The following is a 15,019-nucleotide window of genomic DNA, read 5'->3' as shown; positions in this document are numbered from 1 at the left end:
ACCGGGATACCGCGACTTCCATGAACCCAAGTGGCGTGGTGCGGGCGGGCCCGGCAGGATGCCGTGCCCGCCCGTTGGTGGTCAGTCGAGCGTGATCACACCGGGCGCTGCAGGGTCAGCAGACCCGGCCGGTACGGCAGCAGGCCGTAGTCGCCGCCGGAGTTGGGGGAACGGCCCTGGTAGAGCAGTTGCAGGTTGCAGGCGTCGACGGTCATCGTCTGGTCGGCGTTGGTGCGCAGCAGCTCACCGTGGCTGATGTCGTTGGTCCAGGTGGCACCGCTGTTGGCCTTGCCGGCGAACGGGTTGCTCTCGCTGGTGGCCTGCGGCGTCCACGAGCCGCCCAGGCTGGTGGCCGTGAACGAGCGGAAGTAGCGACCCTGCGAACCGATCGCCTCGACGATCATGAGATAGCGGGTCTGGCCCTGGAGCTTGTAGACCTGAACGGCCTCGAAGAGGTTGTTGGTGGTGTCGCTCATGATGGTCGTGTAGTTGGAGCCGAAACTGCCCGGGAAGTTGCCGATCGGCATGCTGGCCCGGTAGATCTTGCCGTTGTCCCCGGCAAAGAACAGGTACATGTTCTGGTCGTCACCGATGACTGCCTGGTCGATCGGGCCGGTGCCCGAACCGGTGATGCTTCCGCTGAACAGCGTCTGTGCCGCGGACCAGCCGTTCGGGTTGGTCGGGTTGGTCGAGGTCCGGTACGAGAACGCGGGCCCACCCCACTGGTAGGCGAGCACCCAGATGTTCTTCGGCGCGAAGTAGAACAGCGACGGCGCGACAGTGCCGGAGTTCATCGCGTTCTGGCTGGCGGAGGCCATCTGCGAGTAGTTGGTGAAGAGGCCGAAGTTCATCGAGCCCCACCGGGTGCCGTTGTCGTGGGTGGTGGCGTAGACGAGTTGCTGGCCGTTGTAGGGGGCCACGGTGAAGTCCTTGAGCGACACCCAGCCGGACTTCGGCTGCGCCAGCGCTCCCGTCGAGGACCACCGGTACGTCGACGGAAGGTTGCACGTCGGCGGGTTGGTCGGCGGATCGGTGGGCGGATCGGTGGGCGGATCGGTGGGCGGATCGGTCGGCGTCGTGTCACCGGTGCAGGTGACACCGTTCAGGGCGAAGCTCGTCGGTGCTGGATTGCTGCTCGTCCACGACCCGTTGAACCCGAACGACACAGTGCCGTTGGTCGGGACCGCAGCGTTGTAGCTCACGTTCTTCGCCGTCACCGCCGACCCGCTCTGCGTCAGCGACGTGTTCCAGGCCTGCGTCACCGTCTGACCGGCGCCGTACGACCAGGTCAGCGTCCAACTGCTCAACGGGTCACCCAGGTTCGTGATCGCCACGTTGGCGCCGAAGCCGCCCTGCCACTGCGACGACACGGCGTAGTTCACCGAACAACCCTCGGCTGCGGCACCGGCCGGCAGGGCCCCGACAACTGTCGACGACACCAGTAAGCCGACGCCGGCCGCAACCAGACCAACATTGGTGGCTCTGGATCTGGTCATATAGCACCCTCCTCGCGGGACGGCGGCCTATGCATTGGTGGTGGTCGCTGCGCGGTGACCGATTGTGAACGTTAACAGGCCGCGTCAGGTATGGTACGGGAGCGCTCCCATGCACTCAACAGTATCTATCTCCCGTTCTCACCTACGTCGACTTCACCGGTGCGGCGGGCCCGGCAGCGACCTTCCTCAGACGACGGTGAGGGTGAGGACACCAAACTGGTTACTCCGCTGCACGTAGTGCGGCAGATAGAGCTTCCACGTCACGCTCAGCTCGCGCCCGGCCCGCATCGAGGCCGGCACCTCGGCGACCATTTCGAACACGGCACTGCCGCCGGCGGGGATCTGCGGGAGCGCGCGGCAGTTCAGCCGGTACAGCTGGGCCGAGTTCACCGCGTCGTTCGTCGCGTCGCCGAGAGAGAACCGTTCCATCAGGTAGCCCGGGCAAGGGTCCAGCACGAGGGGGCCGCCGGTCGGGTTGCCCAGCGTCACCCGGAAGGAGAGCCGCGACCCGGCGGCGGCGGTCGCCGGCCCCTGAACAGCGACGGTGAGCTTCTCGAGCGGCGAGGACGGGGGCTTCGACACCGTCACCGGCTCGGTGAACCCGCTCGCGGACAGCGTCCCCCGCGCGCGGGGGTGCACCCTCTCCCCCTGCGGACAGCCCGGACGCTCGTCGGCGGTGACCGGTGCGCGCAACCTGCCGCCGTCGTGCGGCAGCTCGATCGCGAGCTCCAACGACCCCTTCACGGGCTGACAGAACGGCCCGGACCAGTCCAGGCGCAGGCTGGCGTTGCCGCCGGCCGGCACGGCGACCACCCGGGTACGGCCCTCCTCGTCGATGCCGTGGGTGTAGAGCATCGGGATCTCACGGCCACCGGCGAGCATGGTCGTGGGTACCTCGCCCTGCAGCGTGCACTCGACAGTCGACGAGTTCCGCACGTCCACCTCGCCGATGAGCTTGCCGATGGCGGCGTCGAAACCCCGAGGCGTCTCACCGCCGGTGCCGGGCCGCGTCCAGGTGGTGAGCCGGCCGGTCAGCTGCTCTGCCCGGCACGGTTCGCTGCCGGCGGCCGGCGTTCTCGGCGCGGCGGGGCGGCCGTTGAGGTCCTCGCCGGTGATCTTCAGATCGGCCCAGGGCGCGCTGCCGTCGGCGAGCAGCTCGGTGGGCGCCGGCTCCGCGACCGTCGGGTCCGAGCGACCTGACTGGGCGTTCGGGTCGGCGCAGGCCACCACCGCGGTGAGGACGATCAGCAGTGGCACCAGTAGTCGACGCATGCCGTCACCCTTACACCAACGAACCGCACAGGCCTGAGTAGCAGTGCTCAGCGCCGGTCAATCTCCGGTGGGCGCGGGGCCCTCGGCGATCGCGACGGGAGTGCCGAGCTCAACGGTACGGGAGACAGTGCACAACCGATCGTGCGACTGCTGCAACGACCGGGGCAGCGCCGCGCGGGCCGCGTCGCCCTCCGCACCCTCGGGGAATGTGACTGTGAACTCGACCCGCAGGTTCCGCATCCGGTTGCCGCCGGCCTCGTCGCGGATCTTGTCACCGGTGACGGCGACGGCGAACCCGGTCGGCTCGGCACGACGACTGGTGATGTGGTCCACGTCGACAGCGGTGCAGCCGCCGATGGCGGCCAGCAGCAACTCCACCGGCGTGAAACTGCCGTCCTCGCCCGTGCCCAACGACACCGACCCGCCACGGGAGTTCCGCACGACGTAGTTGCCCAGGCTGGTGCGCTCGATCGCCACCGAACGGAAGGTGTCATCGGTCATGACAGAAAACTACAGGCCTCCGTGATCACGAGTACATGAGATGCAGCGTCATCCCGGCATCGGCGTGCGCCAGGTTGTGGCAGTGATTGGCCCACATCCCCGGGTTGTCGGCCCGGAACGCCACCTCCCACACCTCGCCTGGACGGACGTCGAAGGAGTCCAGCCACAGCGGGCTCCCGGCCACCGGCTCGCCATCGCGGGCCAGCACCAGGACGTGGTGGCCGTGCAGGTGCCACGGGTGCACGACCTGCGACCTGTTGACGATGGTGAACCGTACGACGTCGCCCAGGCGTACGACCTGCGGCGGGATGTCCGGGTCGGCCGCGCCGTTGACGGTGTGGGCGTACCGGGGAAGCAGTCCTCGCAGGTCGAGGCCGCGATCGAGGACGAGGGTGAACGTCTTGTCGAACCGGGACCAGGGCACCGGGGCGGTCGCGCCGTAGCCGAGCGGATCGAGCACCGGCCAGGCGCCGGTCGCCGTCGACACCGGGCCGGTCGAGTAGACCGCCCGCCCGTCGACGAACAGCGCCACCGGGGTCGCCGGCGCGTCGAAGACCAGGTCGTAGCGTCCCCCGGCCGGGATCAGCACGGCGGTGTCCACCAGCGGCGTCGGGCCGCGCAGGTCGACGCCGTCGATCGCGGCCACCCGGAACGCGGTCCCGGCCACCGCGTACCGGTGCGTCGTGCTGTCGGTGTTGATCAGCCGCAACCGCACCGGCACGCCGCCGTCGAGCTTCTCCACTCTCGGCGCGGGCAACGGACGGCCCGCCAGGGTGTGCACCGGCACTGTGACGTCGAGGCCGGTCACCGGGCCCGGTCGCACCACCAGCACCCCGTAGAGACCCATCCGCACGCCGACATCGGAGGCCGAGTGCGTGTGGTACCAGTACGTGCCGGCCTGGTCGGCGCGGAACCGGTAGACGAACTCCTGCCCGGGCCGCACCGCCGCCTGCGTCACCCCGGGCACCCCGTCCTGATCGTTCGGCACGTCGTACCCGTGCCAGTGCAGGGTGACCCCGCGCCCGATGTCCCGGTTGCGCAGCGTCACCTCCAGGACGTCGCCGACGGTAGCGGTCAGCTCCGGTCCGGGGACCTGCCCGTTGAACGCCCAGGCCGCGACGTTCCGGCCGCCCGCGTCCACGGTGGCGGTTGCGGCGGTCAGTGTGAACCGCCGGGTGGGTTCGTCGGCGATCCGGGCCGCCGCAAGACCATGATCATGCGGTACGGCGGGCGCGGCGCCCGGGGCGACGGTCAGCCCGGTTCCGGTCAGCAGCGCCGCGACCGCCACCACGAGGGCCACCCGGGACACCGTCCGGGACGGGCGGGCACCGAGCGCACGCGCCGAGATCACCGTCGCCGCCACGACCCCGGCGACCGCGAGCAGCCCCGCCCCTGCCGACGCCGGATAGCCGTGCAGGACCGTCAGGAGCAGGGCGCTGCTCGTGGCGTACCCGGCGAAGAGCAGCGGAACCGCGACGGCCCGGATGTCACCCGGGGCCCGCAGCAACCGCGGACCGGCGACGCCCACCGCCGCGAGCGACAGTGGGGCCGCGATGAGGACCTTCTCCGCGGCGAACCACCAGCCGGCGCGGGCGAGGGCGGTGACCGTGATCGCGCGGGCGAGCGTGGCGAGCAGCGCGACGGCCGCCAGTCCCAGTGCGAGCGGGCGGCGGCGGACGGCGGACGCGGCGCCACCGCCCAGCCAGGCGGCGGCCGCGAGGACCGCGATCACGAGGTCGGCCACGAGCAGCGAGCCGGTGGTCACGCCGGCTCTCCTTCCCGGGTGACCAGCCGGGCCGCTTCGGCGGGAGCCGGAGCGGTCAGCTGTCGCGCCGCCCGATGGACGCCGACCACGACGTGCACCGCGATGATTCCGTTGAGCGCGTGCAACCCGCCGATGGTCAGGCCGAGCGGGGTGCTGACACCCGACGCGTCGGTGGACGCCTCGGCCAGCATGGCGATGATCGGCTGGAGGACGACGAGGCCGATCGGCAGGATCGCCAGTCCGATGACCTTTCCCGGCGCCTTCGCCAGCGCCGCGAACACCGCGGTGAGCACTGTGAGAATCGGGATGACCGCCATGCCGTTGACGCTGTGCAGCGCGTACGCGTCCTCGCCTGCGGGTCTGGTGAACGCGCCCACGGCGGCGAGGACGAACTGCACGGCGAACGCGACGAGCAACACGGCGCTGACGATGACGAGAGCCTTGCGCATGGGTTACCTCCTAGAGGCGCGCCGAGGCGAGAGCCCGGGCGACGTGATCGGTGGCCGTGATCGCCCCGTACGCGACCAACCGCACGAGGTCGGCGTCGGCGGGGTGGGAGAGCCGCCAGAGAGCGACGTCGCCCGGGCTGATGGCGCTGGGCGCGAACGCCGCCAGCAACGCGATCCGCGTCCCGATGCGGTCCGTGCCCGGCACGTCCCGGACCAGGTCGACGGCCCAGTCCGCGGGCCGGGCCGGGAACCGCCCGTCCTCCCAGCGCACGGTGGCCGTGACGGTCTCGCGCGCCACGTCGCCCAGCAGCAGATCCCCACCCCGCACGGCGGCGTCCCGCAGCGACGCGTAGGCGACGCCCACCGGGCTGTCCCCCGCCCAGGCGGGAGGTGATGCCGCCGGGTCGGCGTCGAGGAGCGGAAGGCTTGCGCCGGGCTCCTTCGACTCCCGGGCCGCCTTGGCGTAGAGCCGGCCCCCGACCGAGCGCACCAGCGGGGAGCGTTGCAGGCCGCCGGGGAGCAGATCGGGGTCGAGCAACGCGGACACGACCCGGTTGATGAAGTGGAAGGCGAGCAGGGTGCCGGTGATCTCCGGGCCGTGGGTGCTGGTCCAGTCGGCGGCTCTGGGGCTGCGGCTCGCCTGCGCCCAACCGACGAGCACGGCGTGCCTCGGCTCGGGGGGCGTCTCGCCCCGGGCGACGGCCTCGGCCAGCTTCGGTACGCCCAGCGCGTGCAGCAGCAGCACGTGGGCGTCGACGCAGAACTGACAGCGGTTGGCCCGGGACACCGTCGCCGCGACGAGTTCGCGGTCGACCCGGGGCGCGTCCCCGGCGAGCAGCGCCTCCCGCATCAGCGCCCAGGTCGCGGCCAGCACCTCCGGCACTGCCGAGAGCGCCTGGAAGGTCGGCAACGGCCCGAGGAAGTCGTCGCGTAACTGTTGGTAGACCGCCGCGGTGCGGCCGGTGGCCGCCCTCGGGGGCGTGGGGGTGAAGAAGCGGTATGTCATGAGCTCGATGCTTGCGGCGGCGGGCCGGGAAAACGTCGTGCCGCCGCAGACACTTGCCCCGCCGCTCATACCGCGACCGTGGTACGCCGCAGGTACCACGCGCGCGGGATGCTGCACCGACGACGGCCGTTCTACAGTGCGTCCATGCGCCGTGACCTCCCGTACGCCCTCGGCGGTCTCGCCCTCGGCGTCCTCCTGCTCGGCAACGCTGTGCTCACCCCGGACGCCGCGCCGGTCGAGGTGCTCGACGTCGCCCTGGTCCTGGCCACTGTGGTGGCGCTGGCGGCGTGCCGGCGCTACCCGGTGGTGGCGCTGGGCGTGGTCACCGTCGCCATGCTGGCCGTTCACGTCCGGGTGCACCCCGGGGTGTCCGCCGCGTTCCCCGTCCTCTGCGCGGTCTACGTCAGCGCCTGGCAGGGACACCGGTCGGCCGCCGCCGTGGCCAGCCTCGCTTTTCTCGGTAGCTTCCTGGCCCGCGACATCTCGATGGCGCCGGCCAACCGGCCAGGTCAACTGGTCGCCGAGCGGACGGCCTTGCTGCTCGGCTGGTTCGTGGCGGCCAACGTCGCCGGGCTCGTCGCGCGGCAGCGCCGGGCGTACCTGGAGCAGGTCGAGCAGCGGGCCTTCGAGGCCGAACGCACCCGCGAGGAGATGGCGTTGCGGCGCGCCGGGGAGGAGCGGCTGCGCATCGCCCGCGACCTGCACGACTCCCTGACCCACAGCATCTCGGTGATCAAGGTGCAGGCGGGGATCGCCGTGCACCTGGCCCGCAAACACGGCGAGGAGCCGTCGGCCACGCTGCTGGCGATCCAGGAGGCCAGCGGCGCCGCGATGCGCGAACTCCGTACGACCCTGGACGTCCTCCGCGCGCCAACCGACGGCGATCGGGTCGGGCTGGCCCGGGTGGACGAGCTGGCCGAGCGCACCCGGGCGGTCGGCGTACCGGTGCAGGTGACCGTCACCGGTCAACGCGGGGACCTGCCCGACGAGGTCGACCAGGCCGGGTACCGGGTCATCCAGGAGGCCCTCACCAACGTGGCCCGCCACGCTGGGCCCGCGACCGCGCACATCCAGGTGGAGTACGCCCCGGCGGGGCTGACCGTCGCGGTCACCGACGACGGTCAGGCGTCGCCGGCTGAGCCGCTGACCCCGGGCGTGGGACTGCGCGGCATGCGGGAACGGGTCAGTGCCCTGGGCGGCACGCTGCGGACCGCCGCGCACGACGACCACGGGTTCACCGTCCGGGCCACCTTCCCGCTACGGGAGCCGGAATGATCCGGGTGCTGATCGCCGACGACCAGGCGCTGATGCGAGCCGGCTTCCGGGCACTGCTCGACGCCGAGGACCACCTGGAGGTCGTCGGTGAGGCGACCGACGGCACCTCGGCTGTCCACCTGTCACGGTGTCTGCGCCCGGACGTCGTCCTGATGGACGTGCAGATGCCCGGCCTCGACGGCATCGAAGCCACCCGGCGCATCACCGCTGATCCCGACCTGGCCGCGATCCGCGTTCTCATCCTCACCAACTACGGGCTCGACTCCTATGTGTTCGCCGCCCTTCGCGCGGGCGCCAGCGGCTTTCTCCTCAAGGACGCCGACCCCGCCGACCTGCTGCACGCCGTCACCGTCGTCGCGCGCGGCGACGCGCTGCTCGCGCCGACCGTCACCCGCACACTGATCAGTGAGTTCGTGGCCGGCCCACCGCCTGCCGTGCCGACGGCCGGACGTGACGTGCTGACCGCCCGGGAGCAGGAGATCGTCGAGCTGGTCGCCCGTGGGTTGACCAACGACGAGATCGCCGCGCGCATGGTGATCAGCCCGCTGACCGCCAAGACACACGTCAACAGGGCGATGACGAAGCTGCACTGCCGTGACCGGGCCCAGCTGGTCGTGTGGGCGTACGAGTCGGGGCTGATCACGCCGCGTCGGCGGTGATCGCCGCCCCCGAGGCAGCAGTGGATCAGCCCCCCCCTTGGGAACATGAGGGAGAGTCGACGCACTAGCATTGCCGCCGTCCGCGACGGCTCTGCTGAATCGAGGCGACATGCGTTGGCTCCGTCGATTGCTGGGCGGTAGGCGAGTCCAGCTCGACCCGGGACGCCAGCAGGCGCTGCTGCACGACGTCCAGTCCCGGTACGGCCCCCACGCGCGGATCCGGTTCACCGAGCAGGTCGACGCGCTCACCGGTTCGCTCGACAGTGACGACGGCCTGGTGGTGGCGACCCGGATCGTGAGTCAGGTCGCCGACGAGGCCCACGTGGACCTTCAGGCCCAGGCCCAGGAGATCCACCGGCGAACGGGCCGGCGACTGCTGGTGCACCGCCGTAACTACCGGCCGCTGTGGAAGGAGGCGGGGCCCAACCTGCGCTGGCCGCTGTTCGCGTTGCCGTGCGGCTTCCACCCGTACGCGCAGGTGGCCGCCGCCGTCACAGTGGTCGGCAGCCGGGCGCCCCGGCTCGACCGGGTGACCGACCCGAACCCGCTGGTGACCCGCGTGTTCGAGGTGCTCGACCTGACCACCTCCGGCTGGGAGTACGGCCGGGTGCGGGTGGACACCGACGCCGCCACCCTGGCCGATCGGCTGATCGTCAGTGCCGGGCGGGTCCTCGCGGCCATGGACGACCCGCCGCGGCTGCCGCCCGCGGTCCGGGAGCTGATGCGTCGTAACAACACCGTCGCCGTGCACGATCCGGCCGGCCCTCGGGCGGTTGGCGGGATCAACCTGGGCGCGCGGATGCGCGAGGAGTTCCTGGTCTGAGCCCGGCGAGCCCGCGGTGACGACAACTGCGCGCAACAGCTTGCCGGCCCGGTGAACACCGCTCGACCATGTGCGGATGGGGCCGGAGCGTCGGGTGATCGTCGGTGTCGACGTGGGCACCACTGCCGTGCGGGCTGTCGCGTTCGCACTGGACGGCACCGCACGACATGTCGCGACGCGGGAGTACCCACTGCTTGAACCGGTGCCCGGCTGGCAGGTGCAGAAGCCCGACGTGCTGATGGCGGCCACAGTGGCGGCGATGTCCGCGTGTGTGGCCGGCACCGCCGGTGCGGAGGTGGTAGCCGTCGCGCTCAGCTCCGCCAGGTACGGCCTGATCGGGCTGGACTCGGCCATGACGCCGGTGACGCCACTGCTGACCCAGCGCGACACGCGGTCGTCGGAGGCGGCCCGTGAGTTGCGGTCGTCGGGCCAGAGCCGGGAGCTGCACCGGTTGACGGGCACACCCGTGCACCCGATGAACCCGCTCTGCAAGCTGCTGTGGTTCGCCCGCCACGAGCCGTATCTCTGCACGGCGACGCGATGGTGGATCGGCCTCAAGGACTACGTCGTCCATCGGCTCACCGGAATGTTGGTGACGGAGTTGTCCTCGGCATCCGGCACCGGAATGTTCGACGTGCACCGTCGGCTGTGGAGTTCCGTCGTACTCGATCTTGCCGGGGTGTCCGAGAGTCAGCTACCCCCGGTGCTGCCCACGACGGCGGTGTTGCGGTTGTCGCCGACGGCCGGGCGCGCGGTCGGCCTACCCTCCGGCACACCGGTGGTCGTCGGCGCGGGAGACGGCCCGTTGCGGAGTCTGGGCGCGGGGGCGATCGACCCCGCCGTGGGTGGCCTGACGCTCGGGGCCACCGGGGCGCTGCGGACTGTCGTCGAGGCTCCCCTCACCGACCCGTCGGAGACCTTCTCCTGCGGTGCGTTGACCGACGACGCGTGGGTTGTCGGCGGTGCGCTCAGCAACGGCGGCAACGTCGTACGGTGGGCGGGACGCGTCCTCGGTGACGACGGTGCGGCGCCCGCGCTCCTGGAACTCGCCGAGCGGATCGCACCGGGCAGTGACGGGCTCGTGATGCTGCCCTACCTGCGGGCCGACGAGGCCCCGCCGCGGGGCTGCGCCCCGCCGGGCGCGTTCCTGGGCCTGCGCAGCGAGCACTCGCGCGGGCACCTGGTCCGGGCCGCCGTGGAGGGTGTCTGCCTGCAACTCGCTGGTGTCCGTGACCGGCTGGCCGAGCTGACGCCGATCCACAGCGTCCGCCTGACCGGTGGCGCCTTCGGGTCTCCGCTGTGGCGTGAGGTGATGGCGGCGGTGCTGGACTGCCCGGTCCGCGTCGCGGGTGTGGCCGACCAGGTCACCCTAGGGGCGGCGGCCCTCGGGCTCTTCGCGACCGGTCACACCTCCGATCTTCAGCAGGCGGTCAGCCAGCTCGATCCCGGCGTCGCCGGCGGCGAGCCCGTCGCTGTGGACCCGGCTGTCGCCGCCGCCTATCGCGGTCTGCGGGCGAGGCTGCCCGCGCTCCTCAGCGTCGCGGGTCGCCTGGGCGAGATCCTCGACGCCGGCGCCGGCCTCAGTGCTCCGGTTCGTCCTTGACCCGCGCCACCAGTTGGGTCGGATTGACGTAGCGCAGCGCGACGACGAGGAGGACCAGCATCATCGAGGTGTAGATGACCGCCATGGCGTCGACCGACTGCTGAGCCCTGATCCCGGACGCGGACATCGAGTAGTAGAGCGCCACCACCAGGGTCTGCGAGTCCGGCCCCGCGGTCAGGAAGGTGAGCTCGAACATGCCCACGGTCCGCACGAGTACGAGGATCGCGGAGGCGAGGATGCCCGGCACGAGCAGCGGCGTGAGGACCCGGAGGAACACCGTGCGCAGGCCCGCGCCGCACATGCGCGCCGCGCTCTCGATCTTCGGGTCGATCTGCTCGATGAACGGGGTCATGGTCAGGATGACGAAGGGCACCGACGGCACGAGGTTGGCGAGCACCACCCCGGACATGTGCCCGGCCAGGCCGAACTTGTAGAGGACTGTCGCCAGCGGGATGCCGTAGGTGATCGGGGGCATCAGGATGGGCAGCAGGAACACCAGGAAGATCAGCCGTTTGCCCGGGAAGGAGCGCCGGGCGAGGGCGTAGGCGGCCGGCACGCCGATCACCAGCGAGAGACCCACGACGAGTACGGAGACCTCCAGCGTCACGACGATGACCTGGAGGAGCGCGAACTCGTCCCAGGCTCGGGCGTACCAACTGGTGGTGTAGCCGTCCGGGAGCCAGGTGTCGAACCAGCGCTGGCCGAACGAGCTGACCAGCACGGACGCCACGACGCCCAGCAGGTTGAGGAAGAAGAAGATGACGACGCCCCACACGATCCAGGCGGCCGGGCGGGCGACGATGCGCCGTCGCCGGTCGGTGCTGGTGGCGGCGGGCCGCGCTGGTGGGGCCTGGGTGGTCGTTGCCATCAGCCCTTGCCTCCGGTGGAGCCGGTGTAGAAGCGGCTACGAGCGGCCAGCACCACAGCGATGATGACCAGCTCGACGAAGCCCATGATCATGGCGATCGCCGACGCGTACGGGTAGTCGTACTGCTCGTAGGCCGCCTGGTAGGCGGCGAGGGAGATGACCCGGGTCTCCCCGGCCGGGTTGCCGACCAGTACGGCAGACGGGAACACGCTGAACGCCAGGACGAACGTCAGGCAGAAGGTCGTGGCCAGGCCGGGCATCAGCAGCGGCAGGGTGATCCGGGTGAACCGGCGACGCCAGTCCGCGCCCAACGTCGCGGCCGCGCGTTCCAGGGTCGGGTCGATGCCGGACAGGTACGAGAGCACCAGCAGGAACGCGAACGGAAAGCCGGTGATGACCAGCGAGAAGAACACGCCCCAGTAGTTGTGGGTCAGCCGCACCGGCTCGTCGACGAGGTTGCTGGCCAGCAGGATCCGGTTGAACCAGCCGGTCGGGCCGAGGAAGTTCAGCAAACCCTGTGCGGTGAGGACCGTGCCGAGCGTGATCGGCACTACCAGCAGCGTGGTGACCAGCCGCTTGCCCCGGAACCGGCCGCGCATCCGATAGGCGATCGGCACCGCGGCGAGGACGTTCAGGAGCGCGGCGGGCAACGCGATCCGCAGCGTGATCCAGATCGTGCCCCGCTCGTAGGAGTCGGAGAAGAACCGGGCGTAGTCGCTGAACGGCCCACCGTTGGTCGGCTGGAACGAGAGCGTCAGCCCGTAGAAGAACGGATAGAGGAACAGGGCGATGACGAAGACCAGGGCCGGGACCAGTAACCAGAGCTGACGGTCGACGCCCCGCTCGGCGAGACGGTGCTGCCAGTGCGCCAGCGGCCTCCCGGGCCCGCTCACCGGGTCGTCCCCGCAGCCTCCGGGAGGCGGTCGGTCTCCCGCGCCGCGTCGGCGGGATAGACGAGCAGCCGCTGCGGGTCGACGGCGAGCTTGACCTGGTCGCCCGGGGCGATCCGCTGCTCGGTCCGCAGGTGCAGCAGCAGCCCGGTGTCGGTGCGGGCCTCGGCCGCCAACTCGCGGCCCTGGTACTCCACCACCTCGACCGTCGCCGACATGGCGTTGCGGGTCTCGCCGGGGCCGTCGACGCGGATGTCCTCGGGGCGTACCGCGACCATGGCGTCCGCCCGGGGCTGAAGATCCCCCACCACCTCGCCGATCAGGCGGTGACCGGACGACTCGACGGTGGCGCGGGGCCCGTCGAGCTGCTCCACCTGCCCCCGCCACAGGTTGCGGTAGCCCATGAAGTCGGCGACGTGCCAGTTCGCCGGTCGGGTATGCAGCTCACGCGGCGAGCCGATCTGCTGCACCCGCCCCTCCCGCAGCACCACCAGCCGGTCGGCCAGGGAGAGCGCCTCCTCCTGGTCGTGGGTCACGTAGACGGTGGTGAGCCCCAACGACTGGTGCAGCCGGCGGATCTCGGTCCGCATCTCCAGGCGCAGTTTGGCGTCGAGGTTGCTCAACGGCTCGTCCATCAACACCAGGGACGGCTCGAACACGACGGCGCGGGCGATGGCCACGCGTTGCTGCTGGCCACCCGAGAGCTGACCGGGCAGCTTGTCGACGTGGTCTTCCAGTCGTACCAGCCGCACCGCCTCCTCCGTACGCCGGCGCGTCTCCTCCTTGGGCAGCCGCCGCATCCGCAGCCCGAAGGCGATGTTCGCCCGGACCGTCAGGTGCGGAAAGAGGGCGTAGCTCTGGAACACCATGCCGAAGCCGCGCCGCTCCGGCGGGAGCGTGTCGATCCGGCGCTCGTCCTGCCAGATGCTCCCCTCCGTCAACGGCAGCAGCCCGGCCAGGCAGTTCAACGCCGTCGACTTGCCGCAGCCGGACGGGCCGAGCAGGGCGATGAACTCCCCCGCCTCGATCGTCAGGTCCAGTTCGGTGAGCGCGGCCTGGCCGCCGAATCGGCGGGACACCCCGTCCAGCCGCAGCTGGGTGAAGGCGCTCATCCCTGCTTGACCTTGCCGCCGCCGATCTCGCGGTCCCAGCGGCTGAACGCCGCCACCAGGCTCTTCGCGTCGAGCGGGACCTCGGTCGGGTTGCCGGCGATCAGCGCGTCGTACTCGGGGCGACCGAACTCCCGGATCGCGTCCTGGCTCTTCTGCGGCGCCGACGAGAGCTGGACCTCCTTGATGGCCGGGCCGGGGTAGAAGTACCCCTCGTCGTACGCCTTCGCCTGCTGTTCAGGGGTGAGCATGAACGCCAGCAGGGCCAGCACGGCGGCCTGGGTGTCGGTCGACACGCCCTTGGGCAGGACGGCGTAGTGCGCGTCGGTGACCCAGTGGAAGCCGTCGATCGGGGTGATCCTGGCCTCCTTGGGCACCGTGCCGAGCACCCGCGGGTTGATGTCCCAACCGGTCGTGCTGACGATCAGGTGCGCGGTGCCGTTGGCGAGGTTCTTCATCGTCTCGGTGGTGCCGGACGGGTAGTAGTCGACGTACTGGCCCAGTTCCTTGAGGAAGGCCCACGTCTTGTCCCAGCCCGCTGTGGGGTCCTTGGGGTTCGAGTCGCCCAGGATGTAGGGCAGACCCATCAGGAACGTGCGCCCCGGGCCGGAGTTGGCCGGCCGGGCGTACTGGAATTTCCGGGGGTTGGCTCTGGCCCAGGCGAGCAGCGCGTCCGCGCTGGTGGGTGGCGTCGCCAGGCGGGACGGCAGATATTCGAGCAGCGGACCCGACGGGTAGTAGGTGACGGTGACGCCCGCGTTGCCGGCGAGCTTCTGCATCGCGGCGGCCGGCTCCAGGTAGTTGCTCATGCCGCCGAGGCGGTCCTGGAAGGTCGGCAGCAGGTCGATCCAGAGCCCCTGCTCGATGCCGGCGGCCAAGCCGTCGACGCCGGTCAGCACGAGGCCGATGTCCACCCGGTCCGCCCCCTGCTGGGCCTTGATCTTCCCGGCCAGCTCGGGCGCCGGCGCCTTCGAGTAGGTCACCCGGGAGATCACGTCGGGGTTCTTCGAGACGAACTCGTCGATCATCCCCTGGGTCAGCTGGAGGTTGCCCGCCACGTCGAGGACGTTGAGCGTGACGGCCTTGCCGGGCCGCTGTGGCACCTCGCCGGTGCTGTCGCCAGTGTTGTCGCCGGGGGCCTCGGGTGCCCCGCACCCGACAGTGCCCACCAGGAGCGACGATGCCGTGACCAGGAGAGCGCCGCGCCGCGTGATACCCATGAGCCGTTCCCTCCGCCAGGTGTCATCAGTGCTGATTGAGGCAGCCGGCGCGCCGCGGCGGCAACGGGTTGCCATGTATTGCC

14 protein-coding genes are annotated in these 15,019 nt (G+C 71.0%); 4 read left to right on the top strand and 10 right to left on the bottom strand.

All coding sequences use genetic code 11. The features are described from left to right. Positions 1 to 95 precede the first annotated feature (95 nt). From OHB44_RS14040 to OHB44_RS14015, 6 genes are all read right to left on the bottom strand, one after another. Entirely contained in the window at positions 96 to 1,496 is a 1,401-nt protein-coding gene (locus OHB44_RS14040; protein WP_330440948.1) for a non-reducing end alpha-L-arabinofuranosidase family hydrolase, read from the bottom strand. 186 nt (positions 1,497 to 1,682) lie between these two features. Continuing rightward, entirely contained in the window at positions 1,683 to 2,768 is a 1,086-nt protein-coding gene (locus tag OHB44_RS14035; RefSeq protein ID WP_330440947.1) for a hypothetical protein, read from the bottom strand. Between the two features lie 57 nt (positions 2,769 to 2,825). Next, positions 2,826 to 3,269 carry an OsmC family protein gene (locus OHB44_RS14030; protein ID WP_238685019.1) on the bottom strand — a complete coding sequence of 148 codons (444 nt, stop codon included), beginning with the start codon at positions 3,267 to 3,269 and terminating at the stop codon, positions 2,826 to 2,828. A 25-nt stretch (positions 3,270 to 3,294) separates the two neighbouring features. Next, positions 3,295 to 5,034 carry a multicopper oxidase family protein gene (locus tag OHB44_RS14025; protein ID WP_330440946.1) on the bottom strand — a complete coding sequence of 580 codons (1,740 nt, stop codon included), beginning with the start codon at positions 5,032 to 5,034 and terminating at the stop codon, positions 3,295 to 3,297. Beyond that, positions 5,031 to 5,483 (bottom strand): DUF6220 domain-containing protein, encoded by a 453-nt coding sequence (locus tag OHB44_RS14020; protein ID WP_330440945.1) that lies wholly within the window; start codon positions 5,481 to 5,483, stop codon positions 5,031 to 5,033. Before OHB44_RS14020 ends, OHB44_RS14025 begins: the two co-directional genes overlap by 4 nt. 10 nt (positions 5,484 to 5,493) lie before the next feature. Then, positions 5,494 to 6,489, bottom strand: coding sequence for a carboxymuconolactone decarboxylase family protein (locus OHB44_RS14015; protein ID WP_330440944.1), 996 nt, complete (start codon positions 6,487 to 6,489; stop codon positions 5,494 to 5,496). A gap of 144 nt (positions 6,490 to 6,633) precedes the next feature. On the opposite strand from OHB44_RS14015, the gene OHB44_RS14010 reads away from it, so the two are divergent. The 4 genes from OHB44_RS14010 to OHB44_RS13995 all read left to right on the top strand — a co-directional run bounded on the left by OHB44_RS14010 (position 6,634) and on the right by OHB44_RS13995 (position 10,849). Further along, the gene (locus OHB44_RS14010) at positions 6,634 to 7,764 is read left to right on the top strand and encodes a sensor histidine kinase (RefSeq protein ID WP_238685023.1); all 1,131 of its coding nucleotides are present in this window, start codon (positions 6,634 to 6,636) and stop codon (positions 7,762 to 7,764) included. Next, positions 7,761 to 8,423, top strand: a complete 663-nt coding sequence (locus OHB44_RS14005; protein ID WP_238685024.1) for a response regulator — start codon at positions 7,761 to 7,763, stop codon at positions 8,421 to 8,423. The genes OHB44_RS14010 and OHB44_RS14005 overlap by 4 nt, the downstream gene beginning before the upstream one ends. Positions 8,424 to 8,532: 109 nt before the next feature. Continuing rightward, positions 8,533 to 9,246 (top strand): hypothetical protein, encoded by a 714-nt coding sequence (locus OHB44_RS14000; protein ID WP_266302885.1) that lies wholly within the window; start codon positions 8,533 to 8,535, stop codon positions 9,244 to 9,246. A gap of 76 nt (positions 9,247 to 9,322) precedes the next feature. Further along, a complete protein-coding gene (locus tag OHB44_RS13995; protein ID WP_330440943.1) occupies positions 9,323 to 10,849 on the top strand; it encodes a gluconokinase in 1,527 nt (508 codons plus the stop codon). On the opposite strand, the gene OHB44_RS13990 is transcribed toward OHB44_RS13995, so the two are convergent. Genes OHB44_RS13990 through OHB44_RS13975 form a run of 4 tightly spaced genes read right to left on the bottom strand, consistent with a single transcriptional unit; the run spans position 10,827 to position 14,936 of the window. Next, on the bottom strand, positions 10,827 to 11,717 hold the full coding sequence (locus OHB44_RS13990; protein WP_238685030.1) for an ABC transporter permease: 891 nt from the start codon (positions 11,715 to 11,717) through the stop codon (positions 10,827 to 10,829). The two genes, OHB44_RS13995 and OHB44_RS13990, sit on opposite strands and share 23 nt — an antisense overlap. After that, positions 11,717 to 12,610: an ABC transporter permease gene (locus tag OHB44_RS13985; protein ID WP_238685031.1), complete on the bottom strand. Its 894-nt coding sequence runs from the start codon at positions 12,608 to 12,610 to the stop codon at positions 11,717 to 11,719. The genes OHB44_RS13990 and OHB44_RS13985 overlap by 1 nt, the downstream gene beginning before the upstream one ends. After that, positions 12,607 to 13,719 carry an ABC transporter ATP-binding protein gene (locus OHB44_RS13980; RefSeq protein ID WP_330440942.1) on the bottom strand — a complete coding sequence of 371 codons (1,113 nt, stop codon included), beginning with the start codon at positions 13,717 to 13,719 and terminating at the stop codon, positions 12,607 to 12,609. The genes OHB44_RS13985 and OHB44_RS13980 overlap by 4 nt, the downstream gene beginning before the upstream one ends. After that, positions 13,716 to 14,936, bottom strand: coding sequence for an ABC transporter substrate-binding protein (locus OHB44_RS13975; protein WP_238685033.1), 1,221 nt, complete (start codon positions 14,934 to 14,936; stop codon positions 13,716 to 13,718). Before OHB44_RS13975 ends, OHB44_RS13980 begins: the two co-directional genes overlap by 4 nt. Positions 14,937 to 15,019: the final 83 nt, after the last annotated feature.

This window comes from Micromonospora sp. NBC_00821 (assembly GCF_036347035.1).
GTDB lineage: Bacteria > Actinomycetota > Actinomycetes > Mycobacteriales > Micromonosporaceae > Micromonospora > Micromonospora hortensis.
Note: the sequence above shows the minus strand (reverse complement) of the source record. Positions and strands in the feature narration are given on the sequence as shown.

Excerpts from the sequence above, each read along its gene's own strand:
- OHB44_RS14020 (WP_330440945.1), bottom strand. The coding sequence starts at position 5,483 with ATGCGCAAGGCTCTCGTCATCGTCAGCGCCGTGTTGCTCGTCGCGTTC.
- OHB44_RS14040 (WP_330440948.1), bottom strand. The coding sequence starts at position 1,496 with ATGACCAGATCCAGAGCCACCAATGTTGGTCTGGTTGCGGCCGGCGTC.
- OHB44_RS14015 (WP_330440944.1), bottom strand. The coding sequence starts at position 6,489 with ATGACATACCGCTTCTTCACCCCCACGCCCCCGAGGGCGGCCACCGGC.
- OHB44_RS13995 (WP_330440943.1), top strand. The coding sequence starts at position 9,323 with ATGGGGCCGGAGCGTCGGGTGATCGTCGGTGTCGACGTGGGCACCACT.
- OHB44_RS14005 (WP_238685024.1), top strand. The coding sequence starts at position 7,761 with ATGATCCGGGTGCTGATCGCCGACGACCAGGCGCTGATGCGAGCCGGC.
- OHB44_RS14000 (WP_266302885.1), top strand. The coding sequence starts at position 8,533 with ATGCGTTGGCTCCGTCGATTGCTGGGCGGTAGGCGAGTCCAGCTCGAC.
- OHB44_RS14035 (WP_330440947.1), bottom strand. The coding sequence starts at position 2,768 with ATGCGTCGACTACTGGTGCCACTGCTGATCGTCCTCACCGCGGTGGTG.
- OHB44_RS13990 (WP_238685030.1), bottom strand. The coding sequence starts at position 11,717 with ATGGCAACGACCACCCAGGCCCCACCAGCGCGGCCCGCCGCCACCAGC.
- OHB44_RS14030 (WP_238685019.1), bottom strand. The coding sequence starts at position 3,269 with ATGACCGATGACACCTTCCGTTCGGTGGCGATCGAGCGCACCAGCCTG.
- OHB44_RS13980 (WP_330440942.1), bottom strand. The coding sequence starts at position 13,719 with ATGAGCGCCTTCACCCAGCTGCGGCTGGACGGGGTGTCCCGCCGATTC.
- OHB44_RS13975 (WP_238685033.1), bottom strand. The coding sequence starts at position 14,936 with ATGGGTATCACGCGGCGCGGCGCTCTCCTGGTCACGGCATCGTCGCTC.
- OHB44_RS14010 (WP_238685023.1), top strand. The coding sequence starts at position 6,634 with ATGCGCCGTGACCTCCCGTACGCCCTCGGCGGTCTCGCCCTCGGCGTC.